The organism is Bradyrhizobium murdochi (assembly GCF_000472965.1).
In the GTDB taxonomy this organism is placed as follows: Bacteria; Pseudomonadota; Alphaproteobacteria; order Rhizobiales; family Xanthobacteraceae; genus Bradyrhizobium; species Bradyrhizobium murdochi.
Genome location: NZ_AXAU01000022.1, coordinates 62773 through 80074 on the forward strand (window position 1 = coordinate 62773; position 17302 = coordinate 80074).

General features: G+C 57.9%; 14 protein-coding genes. 4 read left to right on the forward strand and 10 right to left on the reverse strand.

Annotated elements, in window-relative coordinates; genetic code table 11:
* Nucleotides 1-89: 89 nt before the first annotated feature.
* Entirely contained in the window at nucleotides 90-686 is a 597-nt protein-coding gene (nodS, locus tag YUO_RS0130675) for a nodulation methyltransferase NodS (protein ID WP_028350667.1), read from the reverse strand.
* Nucleotides 687-1724: 1038 nt separating this feature from the next.
* On the opposite strand from nodS, the gene YUO_RS0130680 reads away from it, so the two are divergent.
* From YUO_RS0130680 to YUO_RS46680, 3 genes are all read left to right on the forward strand, one after another.
* Entirely contained in the window at nucleotides 1725-2909 is a 1185-nt protein-coding gene (locus tag YUO_RS0130680) for a PLP-dependent cysteine synthase family protein (protein ID WP_235782885.1), read from the forward strand.
* 1160 nt (nucleotides 2910-4069) lie between these two features.
* Nucleotides 4070-4654, forward strand: coding sequence for a GNAT family N-acetyltransferase (locus YUO_RS42300; protein WP_051379726.1), 585 nt, complete (start codon nucleotides 4070-4072; stop codon nucleotides 4652-4654).
* Nucleotides 4655-4700: 46 nt separating this feature from the next.
* Nucleotides 4701-4844, forward strand: a complete 144-nt coding sequence (locus tag YUO_RS46680; RefSeq protein ID WP_156908834.1) for a hypothetical protein — start codon at nucleotides 4701-4703, stop codon at nucleotides 4842-4844.
* Nucleotides 4845-5165: 321 nt separating this feature from the next.
* Here the strand turns inward: YUO_RS46680 and YUO_RS0130710 are convergent, their stop codons facing one another.
* The 9 genes from YUO_RS0130710 to YUO_RS0130760 form a co-directional block, all read right to left on the reverse strand.
* Nucleotides 5166-7427, reverse strand: coding sequence for a hypothetical protein (locus tag YUO_RS0130710; RefSeq protein WP_028350671.1), 2262 nt, complete (start codon nucleotides 7425-7427; stop codon nucleotides 5166-5168).
* A 643-nt stretch (nucleotides 7428-8070) separates the two neighbouring features.
* Nucleotides 8071-8928 carry a hypothetical protein gene (locus YUO_RS0130725; RefSeq protein ID WP_028350672.1) on the reverse strand — a complete coding sequence of 286 codons (858 nt, stop codon included), beginning with the start codon at nucleotides 8926-8928 and terminating at the stop codon, nucleotides 8071-8073.
* A 146-nt stretch (nucleotides 8929-9074) separates the two neighbouring features.
* Nucleotides 9075-9665, reverse strand: coding sequence for a tetratricopeptide repeat protein (locus YUO_RS0130730; RefSeq protein ID WP_028350673.1), 591 nt, complete (start codon nucleotides 9663-9665; stop codon nucleotides 9075-9077).
* A 33-nt stretch (nucleotides 9666-9698) separates the two neighbouring features.
* Nucleotides 9699-11816, reverse strand: a complete 2118-nt coding sequence (gene sctV / locus YUO_RS0130735) for a type III secretion system export apparatus subunit SctV (RefSeq protein WP_028350674.1) — start codon at nucleotides 11814-11816, stop codon at nucleotides 9699-9701.
* A gap of 11 nt (nucleotides 11817-11827) precedes the next feature.
* Nucleotides 11828-12256: a tetratricopeptide repeat protein gene (locus YUO_RS47335; RefSeq protein WP_028350675.1), complete on the reverse strand. Its 429-nt coding sequence runs from the start codon at nucleotides 12254-12256 to the stop codon at nucleotides 11828-11830.
* A 1-nt stretch (nucleotide 12257) separates the two neighbouring features.
* A complete protein-coding gene (locus tag YUO_RS0130745; RefSeq protein ID WP_028350676.1) occupies nucleotides 12258-12782 on the reverse strand; it encodes a hypothetical protein in 525 nt (174 codons plus the stop codon).
* Nucleotides 12783-12811: 29 nt separating this feature from the next.
* Nucleotides 12812-13699, reverse strand: coding sequence for a SctD/MshK family protein (locus tag YUO_RS0130750; RefSeq protein WP_028350677.1), 888 nt, complete (start codon nucleotides 13697-13699; stop codon nucleotides 12812-12814).
* Nucleotides 13700-13819: 120 nt separating this feature from the next.
* On the reverse strand, nucleotides 13820-14026 hold the full coding sequence (locus YUO_RS0130755; RefSeq protein ID WP_028350678.1) for a hypothetical protein: 207 nt from the start codon (nucleotides 14024-14026) through the stop codon (nucleotides 13820-13822).
* Nucleotides 14027-14079: 53 nt separating this feature from the next.
* Nucleotides 14080-14367, reverse strand: a complete 288-nt coding sequence (locus YUO_RS0130760; protein WP_028350679.1) for a hypothetical protein — start codon at nucleotides 14365-14367, stop codon at nucleotides 14080-14082.
* Nucleotides 14368-15372: 1005 nt separating this feature from the next.
* Here YUO_RS0130760 and YUO_RS0130765 point away from each other — a divergent pair.
* Nucleotides 15373-16800: a DUF1521 domain-containing protein gene (locus YUO_RS0130765; RefSeq protein ID WP_028350680.1), complete on the forward strand. Its 1428-nt coding sequence runs from the start codon at nucleotides 15373-15375 to the stop codon at nucleotides 16798-16800.
* The last annotated feature ends 502 nt before the right edge of the window (nucleotides 16801-17302 follow it).

Genomic DNA, 17302 nt, shown 5'->3' on the forward strand with positions numbered 1-17302 from the left:
GTCGTGTCGGTCGTCATGTGAGTCTTCTCGGTAAGGTAAACTCACAGAAACCTGCTTACACGTTCTTCTGATATCCTCTTGAGCCGGCATTAATTCGGCCGAAAGCAGGAGATCAAGCAGTCTTCGTTAGCCGACTGACCTTGGCAACTCACTCGCTCGACTTCGACCAACGATTCCTTCAACATGAGAATGCAGGTCTCAGCCCCAGCGGCATGGCCCCAACGCCGGCAATTGGTATCTCGGGCTGACCCAAAAACCAGCTGTCCATCTGGCGCCAGCATCTGCACCAACTTGCGGACAGTCGCACGCATGTCAGCCACGCCATCAAGGTAGTAGAGGACTTCGGCCAGTACGATCAAATCAAACCGCTCGGCGGTCGAAAACTGCTGAACGTCGGAAGCCATCCAGGTTATGTGCGACCACCGTTTCGTCCGCAGGCGAGCTCGAGCAATTGCTTGCGGCATAACGTCGATGACTGTGAGCCGTTTGCAATGAGGTGCTAGTATTTCCGTAAATGCGCCGGCCGCGCACCCGACCTCGAGGGCGTGTGAAATCGCGCCTTGCGAGAGCGATAGCCGAAGAATTTGCGAGTGACGCTCGCGTTCGAATGGATTGCCGTCGAGCCTCCACGGATCGTCGCCGGCTAGTTCCTGCTCTAGCGATTGATGCTTGCTGTCCGAACTCATGATTAGCCTACCAACTGAGAATGCACGATCGGGTGCCCGTGCCGATGCTGTCAAACGAGACCAGCCTCGAAGAACTACGCGAGAGCTGCGCCTCCTTGGATCTGCCGACCACTGAAGAGCCTCCAGTCCAGCTTTTCGCCGATCTCATGAGCACACCTCTTCAGTCCCAATCCAGTACGGCGCACACCAGGACGCAGCTGGGCAAATCATCCGTTCGTGCTTGCCCATCATCCAGCAACTGTGTTGAAACCAACAAGTCGTTTCACACGCATTTTCCTGATTGATGCTTGAGTGAGGCGTCTGACTATGGGGATTGCGGCAAAATTGGCAAAATCTATTGTTTTGATGGAACGTATCCATTCCGATAATGGTCCGCGAAGAACGCGTTCGCGTTAAAGCGCATGATGAGCCGGCCGCCTTGACGTAGCAGCACACGCTGAAAAGCCCCCACGACCTTGGCCCTGCGAAGTTCCTCGCCGGATATCGACTGCCTCGAAAGCTCACGTCAGACGCAGAGCTGGACGCGCATCGAACACTGCTCACGGCGAACGGGATCGAGCCGATGCCACTGCTTGATGAAGGCCAGCGGCGGCTCCTCCGATGATCGCGTCAGTTAACCGCTCGACACAATCCTATATTGGGTAGCCTGAAACGGAGACTCCCATTTAACATGACTAGAGCTAGGTTCAGAATGCTCGCGAGGAATCCGAGTCGTGCAGCGTTTCGGCTGGTGCCGGCCAAAACTAGGCCTGGCATAAGTTATTGGAAGAAGGCGAGGTGATTAAGTCAATTCGTCAGAATTCTGACGTTCGACTGGCGACATGAGCCGGGTGCCCCATGACAACTGCAGGTGATCAGAAAGACGAGAAAAATGCGATGCGTCGTCACGTGTCGTGCCTCGATGAACCCGGAAAGCTATGCGAACTGTCGATGCAACGCTTCGTGGCAGTCTGGAGCCCTCCATGCCGCTCGGAAGCTCGGCGTCGGGCATCAGAGCGACCGCGGCAATACGACTTGATGTGCAAAGCGAATTATTTCATGCTAGACACTATGTCGATCGGGCGCACGTCTTTCCGTCACAATAACTCCAGCTTGCCGAGCTATCGGCGTGGCTGGGTGGACGAGGCCGTGGCTGCGATCGAGGCCGAGCAGTGCCGCACTGCCGATACGCATCTAATTCGGCTGATCGTGCCGGCGCTCGCTGGCATTGACATCTATTTGAAGGACGAGTCGACCCATCCGACCGGCAGCCTGAAGCACCGATTGGCTCGCTCGCTGTTCCTCTACGCGCTCTGCAACGGACAGATTCACGAGGGCACGCCAGTCGTCGAGGCCTCGTCGGGGTCCACGGCGGTGTCAGAGGCCTACTTCGCGCAGATGATCGGCGTACCCTTCTATGCGGTTATGCCGCGGACGACGTCGGCCGAGAAGATCGCTGCGATCGAGCATTATGGCGGCAAGTGCCATCTGATCGACGATGGCCGCGCGCTCTATTCCGAGGCAGCGGCGCTCGCCACCCGTCTCAACGGGCATTACATGGACCAGTTCACTTTCGCGGAGCGGGCGACGGATTGGCGTGGCAACAACAACATCGTCGAGTCGATCTTCACCCAGTTGAAGGGCGAGCCGCACCCTGTGCCGGACTGGATCGTGATGGGCGCCGGCACTGGCGGCACCTCGGCGACCATCGGGCGTTATTTGCGGTATCGTCAGTTTCCAACGCAGCTCTGCATTGCCGATGTCGAGCATTCCGCCTTCTTCGACTGCTTCCGCTATCAGGACCGCTCGCGAACTTGCGAGCGTCCCTCGCTGATCGAAGGCGTCGGCCGGCCGCGCTGTGAGCCATCCTTCGTTCCCACCGTGGTCGACCGCATGATGAAGATCCCGGATGTTGCGACGATCGCGGCTATGAACGTGCTGTCGCGTCGCCTGCGCCGGCCGGTCGGCGGCTCTACCGGCACCAACTTCTTGGCACTGTGCCAGCTGGCTTCGGAGATGTGCAGCGCCGGCCAAGCGGGATCGCTGGTGACGCTGATCTGCGATTCCGGCGAGCGCTATCGGCAGACCTATTACAAGCCGGAGTGGCTAAAGACGCGGGACATCGATCCTACGCCGTATGAGGCCGAGTTGATACTCTTCCTCGAAGCCGGGCATCTGCCCGGCTTCCCGATTGAAGACGTGACGAATCCGTTGAATGCCCGAGGTGCAGCAGGACCACGCTGATCGAAAATTACGCCTCATCTGCACGGCGTCAGATTTTTCAAATCGCATCGGTTTGGTAGGCGAGTGCCCGTTGTTTCGGGACCAATCAAAGTGTGGCGCATCCGACGCAATTCTAACGGGGGCCTCCACCTTGGTGAGTGACGCTCTATAGCTGGGCTAAGTGTGCATCTCGTAGTTCTTGCGCGCATTTGTTGCAAATGTGAAGCGACGAATAACGCTCTCGCAAGTCGTTGAATTACGAGCTCTCACTCTTCTTTGCACCAACTGGTTTGACACGCGCATTCGCGGGGTAAGCGTCTGGGCTCTCATCGCGGAACTCGCATTCCATGACCCGTTAGAATTCGGGCAGGGGGATCTCGTAGAAGACTCGCGATGCATCCTGGGCTTCATAGCTGCGCTTGACCCGCACTTGGAGGCGATCGAGCGTTGATACCCGGGCTCACGAAATGTGCGTCAAGGCCAGTCAGGAGCATGATGGAGGAAAGTGTATCAGTGTTGATGCTTCAAGGACACCGTCCATTTAACGACAACTATCGAGACGAGTTTCCTTTCGGCACCGTCGACGCACATCTCAACTTCAGTAGATCTATCACACCCACGCCAGCGGCCGACCGGAGACAATATCTGGGCCAAGCAAGCATTGGCCGCACCCAGAATGACACAACTTTATCGATTCCTTAGGTTGTGTTTCTTTCTCGACGCAGTCCGAAAGTTCAGAGACGAAAAGGAAATCCGGCAAGTTAATACGTCGACTTCATCCATTGGATGAATGAACCGAATTACGACGGAGATCATGGGGTCGGCATCGCGGCGGCCCTGGAGAGCTTGCCGAGGTTGCTTGGCGCGAGAAGATGAGGCGCGCCGTCCGCTTCGAACAACGGCACCATCCGACTGAGGGCAATAGATATGCGGCTTTCGCTGTTGGCACGTGTTTTGTATGTCGGACTCTACCAGAACAGCTCAATGGGAGACGACTTGATACGTTATAAGATCGTGTGAAAGATCGTTGGTCATCTGCGATCTCAACGTGCGACATTTGCTACCTGGACGCCCAATGCATCCGACGAAAGCCTGTGTCGTGTATCCTTTGCTTTCGTTCAGAGCCATTTGTCCTGCACACTTGTAACTCTGACGCCTAGATTGAGACCTGGAAATCACATATGCCAGCGGAGTCGGACATCAAATGTGCGAACGCAAACAATCGCACAAGCGCCGTCTGGACAATTGTGCTCGGCTTTGCCGCCGATCCGTTGATGCGGTGGAGTTGGCCTGACGCAAGGCGATATATTCAGAGCATGCCTCAGTTCATCAACGCCTGTGGCGGACGAGCATTCGCGCATGGCACAGCGTACGTCACGGGAGGGATTCGCGCCGCGGCCCTATGGCTCCCTCCCGGCGTGCAACAAGATGAGGCGGCGCTGGACGAAATCATGGCGCAATCCCTGAGCCCGGGGATTACCGAGGATATGGCACACCTGCGGCGGGGAATGGCCGAACATCATCCGCCCGAACCACATTGGTATCTGCCTCTCATTGCCACCGATCCCAACTGGGCCGGACAAGGGCTTGGCACATTGCTAATGAAATACGCTCTTCAACGATGTGATGAGGAGGGCATTACCGCGTACCTCGAAAGTTCGAATCCCGAGCACATTCCCTTTTATCAACGCCACGGCTTCAAGGTCATTGGTGAGATACAACATGGCTCTTCGCCGCCGCTCACGCCAATGTTGCGAACGGCTTAGCTAGGTCGAAGCGTTGGCCCAGCGCTGTGGGGTCAGCCGGGAAGCCGTGCTGCGGCCGCTGCTGACGCTCGGTCGCACGACCCTGGCCTTCTATGACAGCAAGCGCGCTGATTTCCAGAAGATCTACACCCAGCTTGAGCACAGAAAGAACCGTTCGAAGGCGGCCCCAAGCATCACCACCTGGCGCTGAGTCAGCTCGGTCCCACGTTTACCCAGCTTATTCCAGGGCTATCACGATTGATACTTCACACTACGCGATGGCGCAGGTCTCTTAAATATGAATGTTACGACCGTTGTTGTAATGGAAAAAGCGGCCTTTGGCATGGCGGGATAAACCGGAATGGCCAAGAAGATTTACTGCATCGATACGAGTGCGCTGATGCCGCATGGTACGAGCGCTATAAACCGAAGCGGAAGCTTTCAGTACCGGGTGCTAAAGGCCCATGACCTGATCACGGCCTGGCTTCGGATTTCGGACGTCAGTAGGCACTCTAGCGCGAGAGGCGCCTAACTATATCGCCTGTCTAGCGGCCTGCGTCGACCGGTGCTCCGCCTCGGCAAGCGGATAGCGTGGGTGGCCGCTAAGCACTGTGCTCAACAAGGACTTACAGAACGCAGGCGTAAGCTTGCCGCGGTGGACCACGACGTTCTCGTGACCCGTCGCAGCCCGGGCGTTCTGCCACTGCCGATTGTAGCCGCGCTGTTCATTGGACTTGACGTGGCAAGCGGCGAACTCGGCGTCATCTAGCGTCGCCAATTGCCGCGCAAGTACCGGCCGGTTCGTATGGATGTGCACCCACATCGGACTCGGCATTGCACCATTGCTCAGCGCCTTGGGTTGCAGCTTGAACTCAAACAGCGTCCCTGGCTCGCCCTTTAATGGGCGCGGTGGATCCGCGGGCGCCAACTCCTCGGCCGCCCGCAAGTATTCAAGGTACTTCTGCGACGGAAAGGCGTAGGTCTTCATGCAATCAATGATAGTCGTGGCCTTTCGCTCGTTCGCAGCCTTGGCCAGCCCCTGCGCCTGGGACAACATCGTGTTGAGCCGGACTATTTTGTCGTGCACTTCGGGCACTTGCGCAGGCGTGAGTAGGCCGCTTCGACGAGGCTCCTCCAACGCGGCCACACAGGCCTGCATCTCGGCGGCCTGCATCTGCAGGCGCTCAACCACGGTGTCTACGACGTGGTCGGCGTCCTCGGGTTTCATCTGGCGTGCTTGCGAGATGGCCCTTTGCTGTCCAGCCAGATCGAATTGCAAAAGTTCGTCCAAGCGCTTGAGTAGTGGCGTCAGTGCCTCAATCGACGGCGGGGCCTGCCAGATAGCTAAGTGTGCCGCCGCCGACGATGACGCCCTTTGCGCCTCCTCCGCGCTCACCAGCTTCTTCGTACCTAAATCCGAGAGCACGAGAACTTTGGCTGTTGGCGCTGTGACGTTGTCGGCCGTAGCGACCTGTGGCTGCATCCTCCCGGCCGCCGAACTCCCGGCGCCCTCGACCGGCGTGCGCTTGCCTTTGCGCTTCCTGCGCGATGTTGTACCCTCAGCCACTACAGCCCTGCCGGTACTGTTGGCCGGTATCGCAGCCCCAGCGTCGGCCGGCGGTGTAACAAAGGCTGGGGTCTTCGGCTGCAGTGACAAGAGGCGCATCACATCATGCGCCGTGACCCACGCGCCTTCCACGATCTGGCCCAACAGTTCCAATGGGAGGTCGGCACCTGTTCCGAGAGCGCTTAGCTTTCCAATGACGTCGTGCAACGCCAACGCAAATTCCGAAAGGCGCTCCATGACGCCTTCCAGAACGGCGCAGGGCTCTGCGTCGAGCGCGCGTCCTCCGCTTTTTAGAACAGCGCCGTACGTCGAGAGGAATGCCGGAAAAAAATCCTCGATGAAGGTTCCCAGCAGACGCGCCCCCCCGTTCTCACCCATGAGGATGTTCCTCACGGCTGGTTCGAACGTGCTCGCCAGCGGCTCAATCATGACCTGCGCGAGAGCGACACGCGATTGCAGATGCATGCACTTCGTATACAGTGCCCAGCCGGTGTGCAGCCGCAGTGCGTCCTCTTGGGCCTGCTGCATCTCGGCCGTTGTACTTGGTAAAGCGGCGGTGGCGGCGCAGACCGACTGCATCCGTTCCGAGCGCAATGACTTCTTTCCCCACCACTCCATGCACGCCTCATAGCGGTTCGCGACACTTAAAACCGCTCGGCGCAGCTGGTCGGGGGAAGCATTGGATTTGAGGATCCAGTCGAGCACGTCGGCCGCACTCTTCCGGCTCTCCTCCAAGGAGGAGATAGTCCCTTTGGCCAGTATGTTGCATTGGTCCGCCGCATCGAGCGCCTCGTCCCGGAGTCGGCGAGCCTGATCGTCGGACAGAATGCTACGCGCTACATGCGGGGGCAGGCTCGCGCGGTATTCCAGAACTTTTGAGCTTGCCTCGACGAGCTGATCGATCAGCTCTTGCGCCTCCGACGAGTTCTGCGCTTGCATAGCCGCCTTGCGGGAAGCGTCAAGTTCCTCAAGCAGGCGGTGCATTTGTCGCTTTGTGGCCTCGATCTCGGCGCCTGTCGAGGAAATGGGAACTGCCATACTGCGCGGCTGGCTGGCTACCGGCGCGCTTCTATCTTGCGGCCCAGAGCGCATCCGCTCCACGACGGAATCGAACCGTTGGCTGCCTTCCCCAGGGGCAAGAATTGACTCCGAGCGCGAACTCCTCAACGTGCTGTCGGCGCCATCAGCCCCAACGTACGATTTGCCAGCTCGGCCAATGCCCGTCATATTCCAACCTCCGATACAGGCGAGATGCGCAGGCTATCTAGGTAGACGGCCTGGCTGACAATTAGCTGACGAAGGGCATTCTCCCGGATGCACAAAGAAAATCCGAATCACCCTGGCTTCCAATTCCATGGAGGATGCCGTGTCGCTAGTATCCCGAGTCACAAGTTCGCATCGTAGCTTCGCGTTGCTGTGCCAAAGATGAGCGCTGGCAACAGCGCGGAGGTCTGATCGCGGTCCAGCCACTTGCGCTCTTGATACAAAGCGATGACGAGCGTGCCGAACTGAAGTCGCTGACAATGTTGCGAAAGAACGCGCTAGCGCTGGCTCTGAGAGCCCGGATCGTGCTGACCTGCGCGGAGGGCGGTCAGAACGAGGAAGCCACCGAACCTGTGGTGAGCTGCCGCGAGACGATTTCGCCGCTGGACCATAGCCGCTCGATTTGCCGGCTCTCGATGAGAATAGCCGGCGCGCTCTTTTGTGCAACCAGCAAAACCAATCGCCTAGCGCGGGTGAGGCCGTATAGGCGATGAGTCTTTCTTGAGCAACCTGAAGTGCATGCATGACGAGACATTACCATAAACGGGTATTGTGACCCACTGGCAGTCCGGTCTCGTGTCGCGTGATCTATCTTCTTCGGACCAGTCTACATGAAGTCATCGTCGTCCCAATCCGGCGTGGTATTTGGAGCACGCTGGGCCGCTCTGGTATCACTGCCGCTACTGTCGGTAGCTTTAAGATACAATGGAGGCTTGTTTTTCCGCTGCCATTCACCATCATCATTCTTCGTCCACTTGTTAGGATGCTTGGTGGGGTCAAGCACCATCATCGAGTCACTCACCTCAACAAAACCCAACGCCCGTGCGCGGGCCTTCGCTTCGTCATTGACAGAATGAGAGAGGAGCAAAGGCCGTTCGCCGTCGAGCCGAAGCTGATGTTCCAACAGAATATCGCCTGCGTTCTCGACGAGGGGATGAGTAACCCGAAAATCTACAGTGGATGTGAGTTCGGTCCGTCCCGGAAACTGTTGCCGCCAGCGCGCGCGTGCCTTTTCCTCTTTGAACACATCACTCATGCTAGCTCCGCCTTCCGTTCGCAGAAGTCCAACACTCTTGTTGCCCAACTGATAGCTGAAATAGCGTGCATTTTCCGAGCCAGATTTCGTGCCGTGGTCATAAGCAACTTGTGCTGTGCGTTCGGCCTTCGAGGATATGGGACGCGAGTATATATGTGGCTTCGCGGCGATATCCTCGATTTCATCGCCATAAAAGTCCCTCACGTGTTCCTCGAATGAAGACTTTGTGATCTCCTCCACAGGAGGTCGGCGAGCGAGGGAATACGAGGGTGCCGAAGACGAACTAGCGCTCGGCGCCGCCATGTGCATCCCAGCAAACATGTCCGAAAAGCGTTCGCTGTCTACATCAGATTGGGCCTGGTTGGTGCCGGAATATCTCATTTCATCAGCATCATAAGCACCGGGGTAGCTGTTGATTCGGCCATACATGGTGATTGGGTTTCCTATCGGTGAAGTGTTCCTGCACTGAGTTCAGGCTCATCGGGCATGGCGAAGTTGATAGTCAGCCTAGCTGACGACGAGCTGACGCGCAGGCGCTGATCGCTTAGGATCCGGCTTTTTACGAGAAAGCTACGTTATGGCGAACCCGCCAGCGCATGCGGCTCGTGCGAAAGCGGTTGTAGGCTCGCATGTCCGGTATTGGCATTTCGAGCAAGTGCGAGCGATAGGCCGAGATTGTTGCGCAACATCTGATTGCCTGGCGCCGCTGCGAGAGCCTCGCGATATAGCGCTTGCGCCTCATCATGGCGCCCCTCGGCGTCGAGGACCACCCCTTTTGCGTTCATGGCACGCAAATCACCAGGAACTGTAAGCAAGATCTTGTCGGCTACCTCAAGTGCTTCGCCTGCGCGTCTCTGTGCCAGAAGTGCCTGCGTAAGCGAGATTGCCGCATCGACATTGTCCGGCTTTTGCTTCAGAGCCTCGCGCAAACTCTCTTCGCCGGAAACTCGGAGGAGGGCGTGTGCAATGCGCTCGCGCATAGCAGGATCGATGTCCTTGGCGCCCAGCAACTCTGGCCGCGGCGTCTCTTGGACGGAGATAGCTTGGTGATCCAAGCTGGCGCAACCACCAAGCGCAAGAGTGGCGAATAAAGCAAGCAGAGTTAAGCCCGAGGGCGGATGGAACGCATACAATCGTGCAGCGAATGTTGTTGTTAGTGAATTCATGCTATCCATCTCATGACCGGATGCTGCACTCTGTTAGCCGTTTGTAGCAAGCCGGTTGCGCTGCTCCACTGTCGGAGCTTTTTCCTTGGGGCCTGTAAGCTTGAGCGAACCCACCGGCTGGACCGTGAAATCGGAGGCGAGATCCTGATAAGACAGAACAGGAAGATCGATCCCGTTGCGGGTGAGAAAGCCGCGGACGAAGCGCCGGATATCCAGCGAGCTCAGGATGACGGGCTGGCTCTGACCTGGTGGCATGCCTGAATGAATCTGGCGCAGTTGCGACAGCAACATCTCGCTATGCCGGTCCTCCAGCGCGAGGTACGGCCCGACGGTAGTCTCTCGAACCGCACTGCGAATTACATCCTCAGTTTCACGTTCTACGATAAAGGCGGGCAGAACACGGTGAGCGTTGGCATGGCGAAAGCAGATTTGCCGTCTTAGGCCGGAGCGGACATATTCGGTGAGCAGGACGGCGTTTTGCTCGCGTTCGCTCCATTCGGCGAACGCCTCCAAGACCAGCCGGGTGTTACGAATCGGGATACCCTCGTCGAGCAGGCGCCGCAGGACATCGGCGATCCGGGGAACTGGAGTCGTGCGTAGCACTTCCTTCACCAGGTCGGCATATTCCTGCTCCATCCGGGCAAGCAATTGTCGCGTCTCTTGAATGCCTACCAATCGCTGCGCATATCGCGTCAGTACGGAACTGACGCGCAGGGCGATGATTTCGCTCGGACGGTGATGCCCGATCCCGGCCGCTTTGAGAGCTGGTGCATGGCTCTGTTCGATCCAGATCCGGTCGGTGTCTGGATCTTGCCGATACGGGATGCCACTCAATTCAATGTTCGCTCGGTCGTCGGTGAGCGCGAGCTGCGTCGGATCGACTCGATCCCGTTCAACCGGTACCCCTTCCACATCTAGCCTGAACTCGGATTGGGCCAAACGTTGATCGACCTGGACTGGAATGCGGGGAATCGTGATGCCAAGATCGGCTGAAACCAGTGCCGAAATGCGAGCGATGTGCTGCTCAACTTCCTCTCTATCAATCGCGTTTGCCAGGTTAGGTGCAAAGAAAACCGCGACCGGAAGCGCCTCCGCAGGTATGGTTTGCCTTTGAGCCTGCGCTGGTGTTGAGGTCGGAACACTAACGTTGGCGCCCGTCTTGGAGCCCGTGTTCGCGCCTTGCACACCGCCTTTGATATAGCTTGCCCCGGCAAAAAGTGCGGCCAGCATGAGAAACGGGGGCAAGGGGAAACCAGGTATCAGCCCCATGAGAAGTAAGACGCCGGCCGCTAGCCGCAATGCCTGGGTACTGGCCGTGAGTTGGTTGATGATATCGGCACCAAGCTTGAGCTTGGAAGGACCATTTACACGTGTGACGATGGTTGCGGCCGTAACCGACAGGAGGAGCGCCGGAATCTGAGAAATCAACGCATCGCCGATGGTGAGCAGCGTATATTGATGCAACGCTTCATCGACGGACATGCCCTTGGAGAGCAGTCCGATGCTGATTCCTCCCAGCATGTTGATGCAGATGACTATGAGGCCGGCAATGGCATCCCCTTTCACGAACTTCATGGCGCCATCCATTGCACCGTGAAGTTGGCTTTCTCGCTCCAGTGAAGCTCGCCGGCTGCGTGCCTCGTGCTGATCGATATGACCGTTGCGTAGCTCCGCGTCGATAGCCATCTGCTTGCCTGGCAGAGCGTCGAGCGTGAATCGTGCTGAGACTTCAGCAACGCGCTCGGCTCCCTTCGCGAGAACCATGAACTGCACCATGGTCACGATCAGAAATATAACAATTCCGACCGCGATGTTCCCTGATATTACGAACTCACCGAAGGTATGAATGATGCTGCCGGCGTCTCCTTCAGCGAGAATCAGCCGCGTTGTCGCGATGGTCAGCGCCAGACGAAAGACGGTAGAGATCAGGATAACGCCGGGCAGGGACGAGAAATCCAGTGGCGTACTGAGATACAGAGCAACCATCAGCAGCAATACGGCAAAGCCCAGATTGAAGCCGATCAGCATGTCGACCACGACGATCGGCATCGGCATGATCATCATTCCGATTGCCAGAAGCAGCATGAACGCGACCATGAAATCCGGGTGGAATGGCGCGCGCACGATAAGCTTACGAAGAAGGTTTGCCATGGAGACGCTTCTTATTGTTGTTGCGTTGGGGCTGTCCTGCCACGCAAGGACACATAGTCTTGGAAGACTGCCCGCGCCTCGTCCATACGGCCGGCCCGTCGTAGCGCGTGACTGCGGAGAAGCGTCAAAGGCAGACGCGAGGAGGGCTCGTCGTCAAGCGTGTCTAGTCTATCAAGCACCGCAAGTGCTTCATCGCCAAAGCCCTCCGAAATGAGAGCATAGGTAAGAATGCGAAGCAGGTCGACGTCTTGCGAATCGTCATGGGCAATGAGCTGCAACAGAGCGAGAGCTCGTGCGCTCTGTCCACACGCAAGGTGGACGAAGGATATTGCGCAGACCAAATCGCGCTCCTGCCCGGAGATTGGCAAGACATCGCCGGTTTTGGAATCATCGGCCGACGGCGGTGGACTGGCGAACTGCGCTCCGCCCGAGTCGATCATGCTAGCTCCCAATCAAGCTGTTCTGGTTCTGCCGGAGCAGGATGAGCCGGCGGAGCTCCTGCTGCAGGGCGTCGGTCCCTTCACGCGCCGAATCCTCCGGTCCGGCCCGTAGCCTATCGGCCAAGCGCTCCAGAAGAACACTATGCTTCTCTGCTCGCAGCACGTCCGGGTCACGCAGGCGTGGTGTCACGAAGGAGAGCAGGCCAGTTGCGAGGTTGCGGCCATAAAGTGAAGCGAGTGCTGCACGGGGATCGATCTCAGCTATCCGTACGCGCCTCTCGTTGAGACTGACACGCGACACGGCATCGATATCGTTGACGTCAAGCGCGGCCTCGATTGGCAGATCCGGCGCCTCGGTATCCGGCCAAACCGACCCGTGCCTCTTCTCGCCACCGCCATCGGTGCCGTGGATCTCTAAATTATGGACTTGCGGCAGGGCCGGCTTGTTCGCTGGCTCATGGTCGTGGGTGTTGAGCCTTTGCGAAGAGGTGCCAAGTCCGACAGGATGCTGGGGCAACTTGGTCATGACGATCTCCTTTCCTCGGCGGTGGAGCTCTAATAGGGGAGAGCAGCAAGCCGTCCATTCCGGCTGAGCAGTACGCGTCCCGCTTCGATTCGATCAACCGTCCATCCATCGTTCAACAGCGCGCCCACGAAGTACTTTTGCCCACCAATAAGAAGATAGGGGTGGGCTCCGCGCCACACCGCCTGGACAGCAATTGAGGAGGGCGGCTTATCCTCCTTCACGGTCACTCCATTTACGAGTGTCAGCGACCCGTTTGTATGCTGATCGAACCATTGCTGAACCTCCTGCCATTTACTGACTGTCGCAGGTGTCACTGTGCCCTCGGCGCTGACCACGCCTGGCCCAGGACCGATTTTGATGTTGAGAAGTCCCGCTTTGTTAACCTCCTCTTGCAGCTGTTCGGCGGCCGCATGGAGGGGGCGATCATCAGGACCATTGAGCGTCAGCTTGGGTGGAAGTGCGGCGACAGGGGGCGCATCGGGGCTCAGCGCACCGGCACTGCCGTCAAAGAGAAAGCTGATTGCAAGAGTGGCGATCCCGACGGAGCCCAACAAGACCAAGGCGGCTGCTATTATCGAGACACGCGACAGGCCGATTGATCCTTGTCCCGAATCCTGTGTGCAGCGAATGGACATCATGCCCGCATGAACGACGGCAGGAAGAGAAATAACAGCCCGTTTGCCTACGGCAATATCTCCGTTTTCTTCTATGCTGACTCCGGCTGCTAGGGCCTCGATCTCCATCGAATCGTGCAGGGGCGTGAGACGGAAGTGATTGGGCTCGAGCCCCTGTTCGACGAAGACGATATCGGCATCAAGGCTACTTCCGATAAGGCTCGTTCCGACGGGCGCTTCACCGGTCACCCCGGAATAGAGCCCTGATAGCACTTCGAAATGAACGGAGGCGGGTTCATTCACGCAGAGTCTCCTGAGCAACGAGAAGCCGTACGGCGTTGCCGTACGGCTGGTTCCGAATTCGTCAGGCTGTAGAGAGCATCCAGCACGCGAAAAGAGCGGCCGCGAGCCCCTCTTGCAGCGCTAACTCACGCGCTCGTCGGCAACCTTCTTTTCGGACGAGAGCTCGGTCGTAATTCTGCGCATCACGATGCTGTTGGCCTGAGCTTGCTTGCTGACTCGCTCGAGCTCGGCGAGCTGCGCCGCGAAATCGCCAGCCCCGGTAGCACCGGTTTGCTGATTCGTCGCGACTTCAGACGCAGCGGGGGAACCACCAACTGGAGAAACCATATCGACTCACCTTTCTGTTTCGAAGTGACTGCTACTGATGACCTGCCTCACGCCTAACCAGCTGGCGTGACGACGGCAGGAAATGAAATCATTACATGCGCGCCTGGTGCGCCATTCAAGAGAGTCAATTCGCCGTTGCCGTGGTTACACTGGGGGGCGCCTCCTGCGGCAGGGCCATTGTCCTTGGCGACCTTGTCAGCATCAGCCTTCTCAGGCTCCAATTTGTGGATAACCTTCTCGAAAGCTTGGTCGAGTGCTCCACCGACAGCGGAACCAATCGCCGCTCCCGACGGTCCACCGAGCCATCCACCGGCCGCGCTTCCGATCATTTCTCCAATCATCGCATTCTCCTGTGTTCATCTCTACTAAGCTCAATCGACGACTCATCGCCTAGAGATCAGCACTCTCATCCTAGGAGGATTACCTTTCGAGAAGCTGACGAGTCTCACAAAGTCCGCGGAATGAGTCGAGGTGGCCCGATTTTTCTCTCGCGGAGAATGTGTCGGTACTCTCGGCTATTTTTTGCCAATGTTGGCGCGCGCACGCAGGTTTGCACCTCAATGTCGAGTGCTCCGAGCAATTGCTGAAGCGCGCCGCGAGAGTGGAGTTGTGCCAGGTGTCGGGCCCAAGGAAGAGCAGTTGACTGCAAGCTGGATCGCCTGGTGCTTCGCAACGCCCTCGGCAACGTCCTCGAAATATCGCCGGTCGCGGCGTATGTCGATATTTGCCGGTCAAAGTAGGCAGGTGGACGGTGTAGCGCCCATTTTCCGTCGAGCAATCAAGCGGATCAACAAAGCGAACCGCGGCGGTTGTGTGCAAGTGCCGGGCCTCCCAACAATTTGAGCGAAACTACTTTGAAGAGGTGTCTGTTCCCGAATATTGGCCGGCCAAGGCGCCTAAAGACCGCCTCGAGCATTCACGCGAGAGGCTCGGCTGGCGTCCTTCAGAGAGCGTGGACGCTCGACGGCCGCGCGTCCGAAGATGTCGTTGTTCCGGCGCTCATCATGAAGAGCCATTCACGCGATCACATGCTCTCAACATTCAGGTGATCGGAAAGCCGATGTGGGCGATTATCTTATCGTCAGCTTTTCGACAGGTACTCCGGATAAACTTCCTGCGACTTGGCTACGCTCGACGTGAGAGGCCCGAATTGCCGCAGGCAAGGGGTAAGAGAATGGTCCGCCGATCAAGGCTGTTGTCACCTGCAACAAGAAACGCGAGGGCGCCTGCTGCTGGTCATGACGTGGGATTGGTTTTTGAACGGCCTCGGCGCAACGTGCCAAGTTGATTGTGTGGGTCGTCCTCGCAGTCTGTCGCTTCCTTCAATGCAATAGGAGTGAATGAAAATGCCGTATTTTCCCGTGGTGGGCGGTTTCAATCCGGCGGTAGGGCTCGTGCCTGAAGGCGTGCCCGCTGTTCCAATGTTCAACGTCGCATTGGGGCAGTACGCCGGCGCTGCCGGCGTCCCGGTGGGGGCCTACCAGTACCTGCCGGTAAATAGTCCGGTCGTTGTCGCTCCCGCCGTACTCAGTCCAGCCTACGTTGCTCCAACCCTTCTCGCCCCGCCGCCGCCTCCCCAGTTCGCGTCGATCGCCCAGAACCAAAGCGCGTCGTCCTCAATTGATCCGGTGTGGACGCATGAGGTCCATGACGGCAAAGCCACGATCCACCTTGGCGATAAGTATACAATTACGACGGACGAGAAGGACGGCACCTGGACCGTTCGCAACAACGAAACCGGCCATGTCTCGAAGATTCATGGCGATCCTCATGTCGATGCTAATGGAGACGGCAAGGACGACTTCGATTTCAAGAAAGGCATGACCCTGCAACTCGATGATGGCACGAAGATCACCGTGGATACGGCCGACTACGGCAACGGCAAGAGCATTTCTTCGAAGCTCACCATCACGAATGGCAGCAACGCCATGGTTGTCGAGGGGCTCGGTGATGATAAGGATGGTGCCAACAATCTTAAGGTGACGCAGTCAAACGCTGGCCTCACTCTCGATGCGCTGACATCAGATGGTTCACAAACGATCCATGAGCAAGGTCAGGGGTGGGTCGACGGCGCCGGGCGCGAGGTGGACCAGGCGAGTATCGATGCTGGTGAAGAGGGGCGCGCCCCGGGCGCCGGCTCTCAGTCCCAGTACACTCCTCAGCCGCTGGCTACTCCATCGTACTACTATACTCCAGTTTTCGTTCCTCCTCCCCCGCCTGTGTCGATGACCCCAGTTGCGGTTAACCAGAGCCCGCCACCGAAAACTAATCCGGTGTGGTCGCATGAGGTCCATGACGGCAAGGCAACGATTCACCTTGGCGATAAGTATACAATCACCGCCGACGAGAAGGACGGCACCTGGACCGTTCGCAACAATGAAACCGGGCATGTCTCGAAGATTCATGGCGATCCTCACTTCGATGCTAACGGAGACGGCAAGGACGACTTTGATTTCAAGAAAGGCATGACCCTGCAACTCGATGATGGCACGAAGATCACCGTGGATACGGTCGACTACGGCAAAGGAAAGACCATTTCGTCCAAGCTCACCATCACGAATGGCGACAACGCTATGGTTGTCGAGGGCCTCGGTGACGACAAGGATGGTGCCAACAATCTGAAGGTGACGCAGTCCAATGCTGGCCAAACCCTCGATCAGCTGACGTCGGATGGTGCACAGACGATATATGAGCAAGGTCAAGGGTGGGTCGATAGATCCGGATGGCAGGTCAATCAGGCGAGCATTGACGCCAACGAGCAGGCCGCCGGGTGAGGCAGATCTGAGCACAGTTCAAAAAAGGGAGCGGGCGCTGTCGCCCGCTTTCCCATGCTCCTCAGCGCGAGCGGGCAGCGCCTCGCTTGGGGTACCCATGTTTCATGCGCGCTTTCACGCTTTCGATGATCTGGCTGTCATATCTCTGCCGGTACATTCTGCAACGAAGGCATGACTGGACGAGGGGGCGTTCTCGACCAGCGAGAGCTGGTCCAACCTCAGGTCGAGGTTGCACAGCTTCTGCCAGTAGTTCCATTGTAAGATCGATTGATTGACAAGAGGGACACGCTTCGGCGGCCGGGTGCGCTATGGCGGCGAGCACCACGCGGCAGGAATGCGCGATGTATCGGGTTTACGGCCAAGGGCGACGCGCCGAGTCGTTAGGCGCGTCCCAGCCGCTACGCAGCGCGCGAGGAGAGAAAATCCTGTTCGGTCTCTCACCCGTATAAGACACCTTATGACGTGCAAGTTTGTAAATGGCGATTGCTGACGCGAGGCGCGT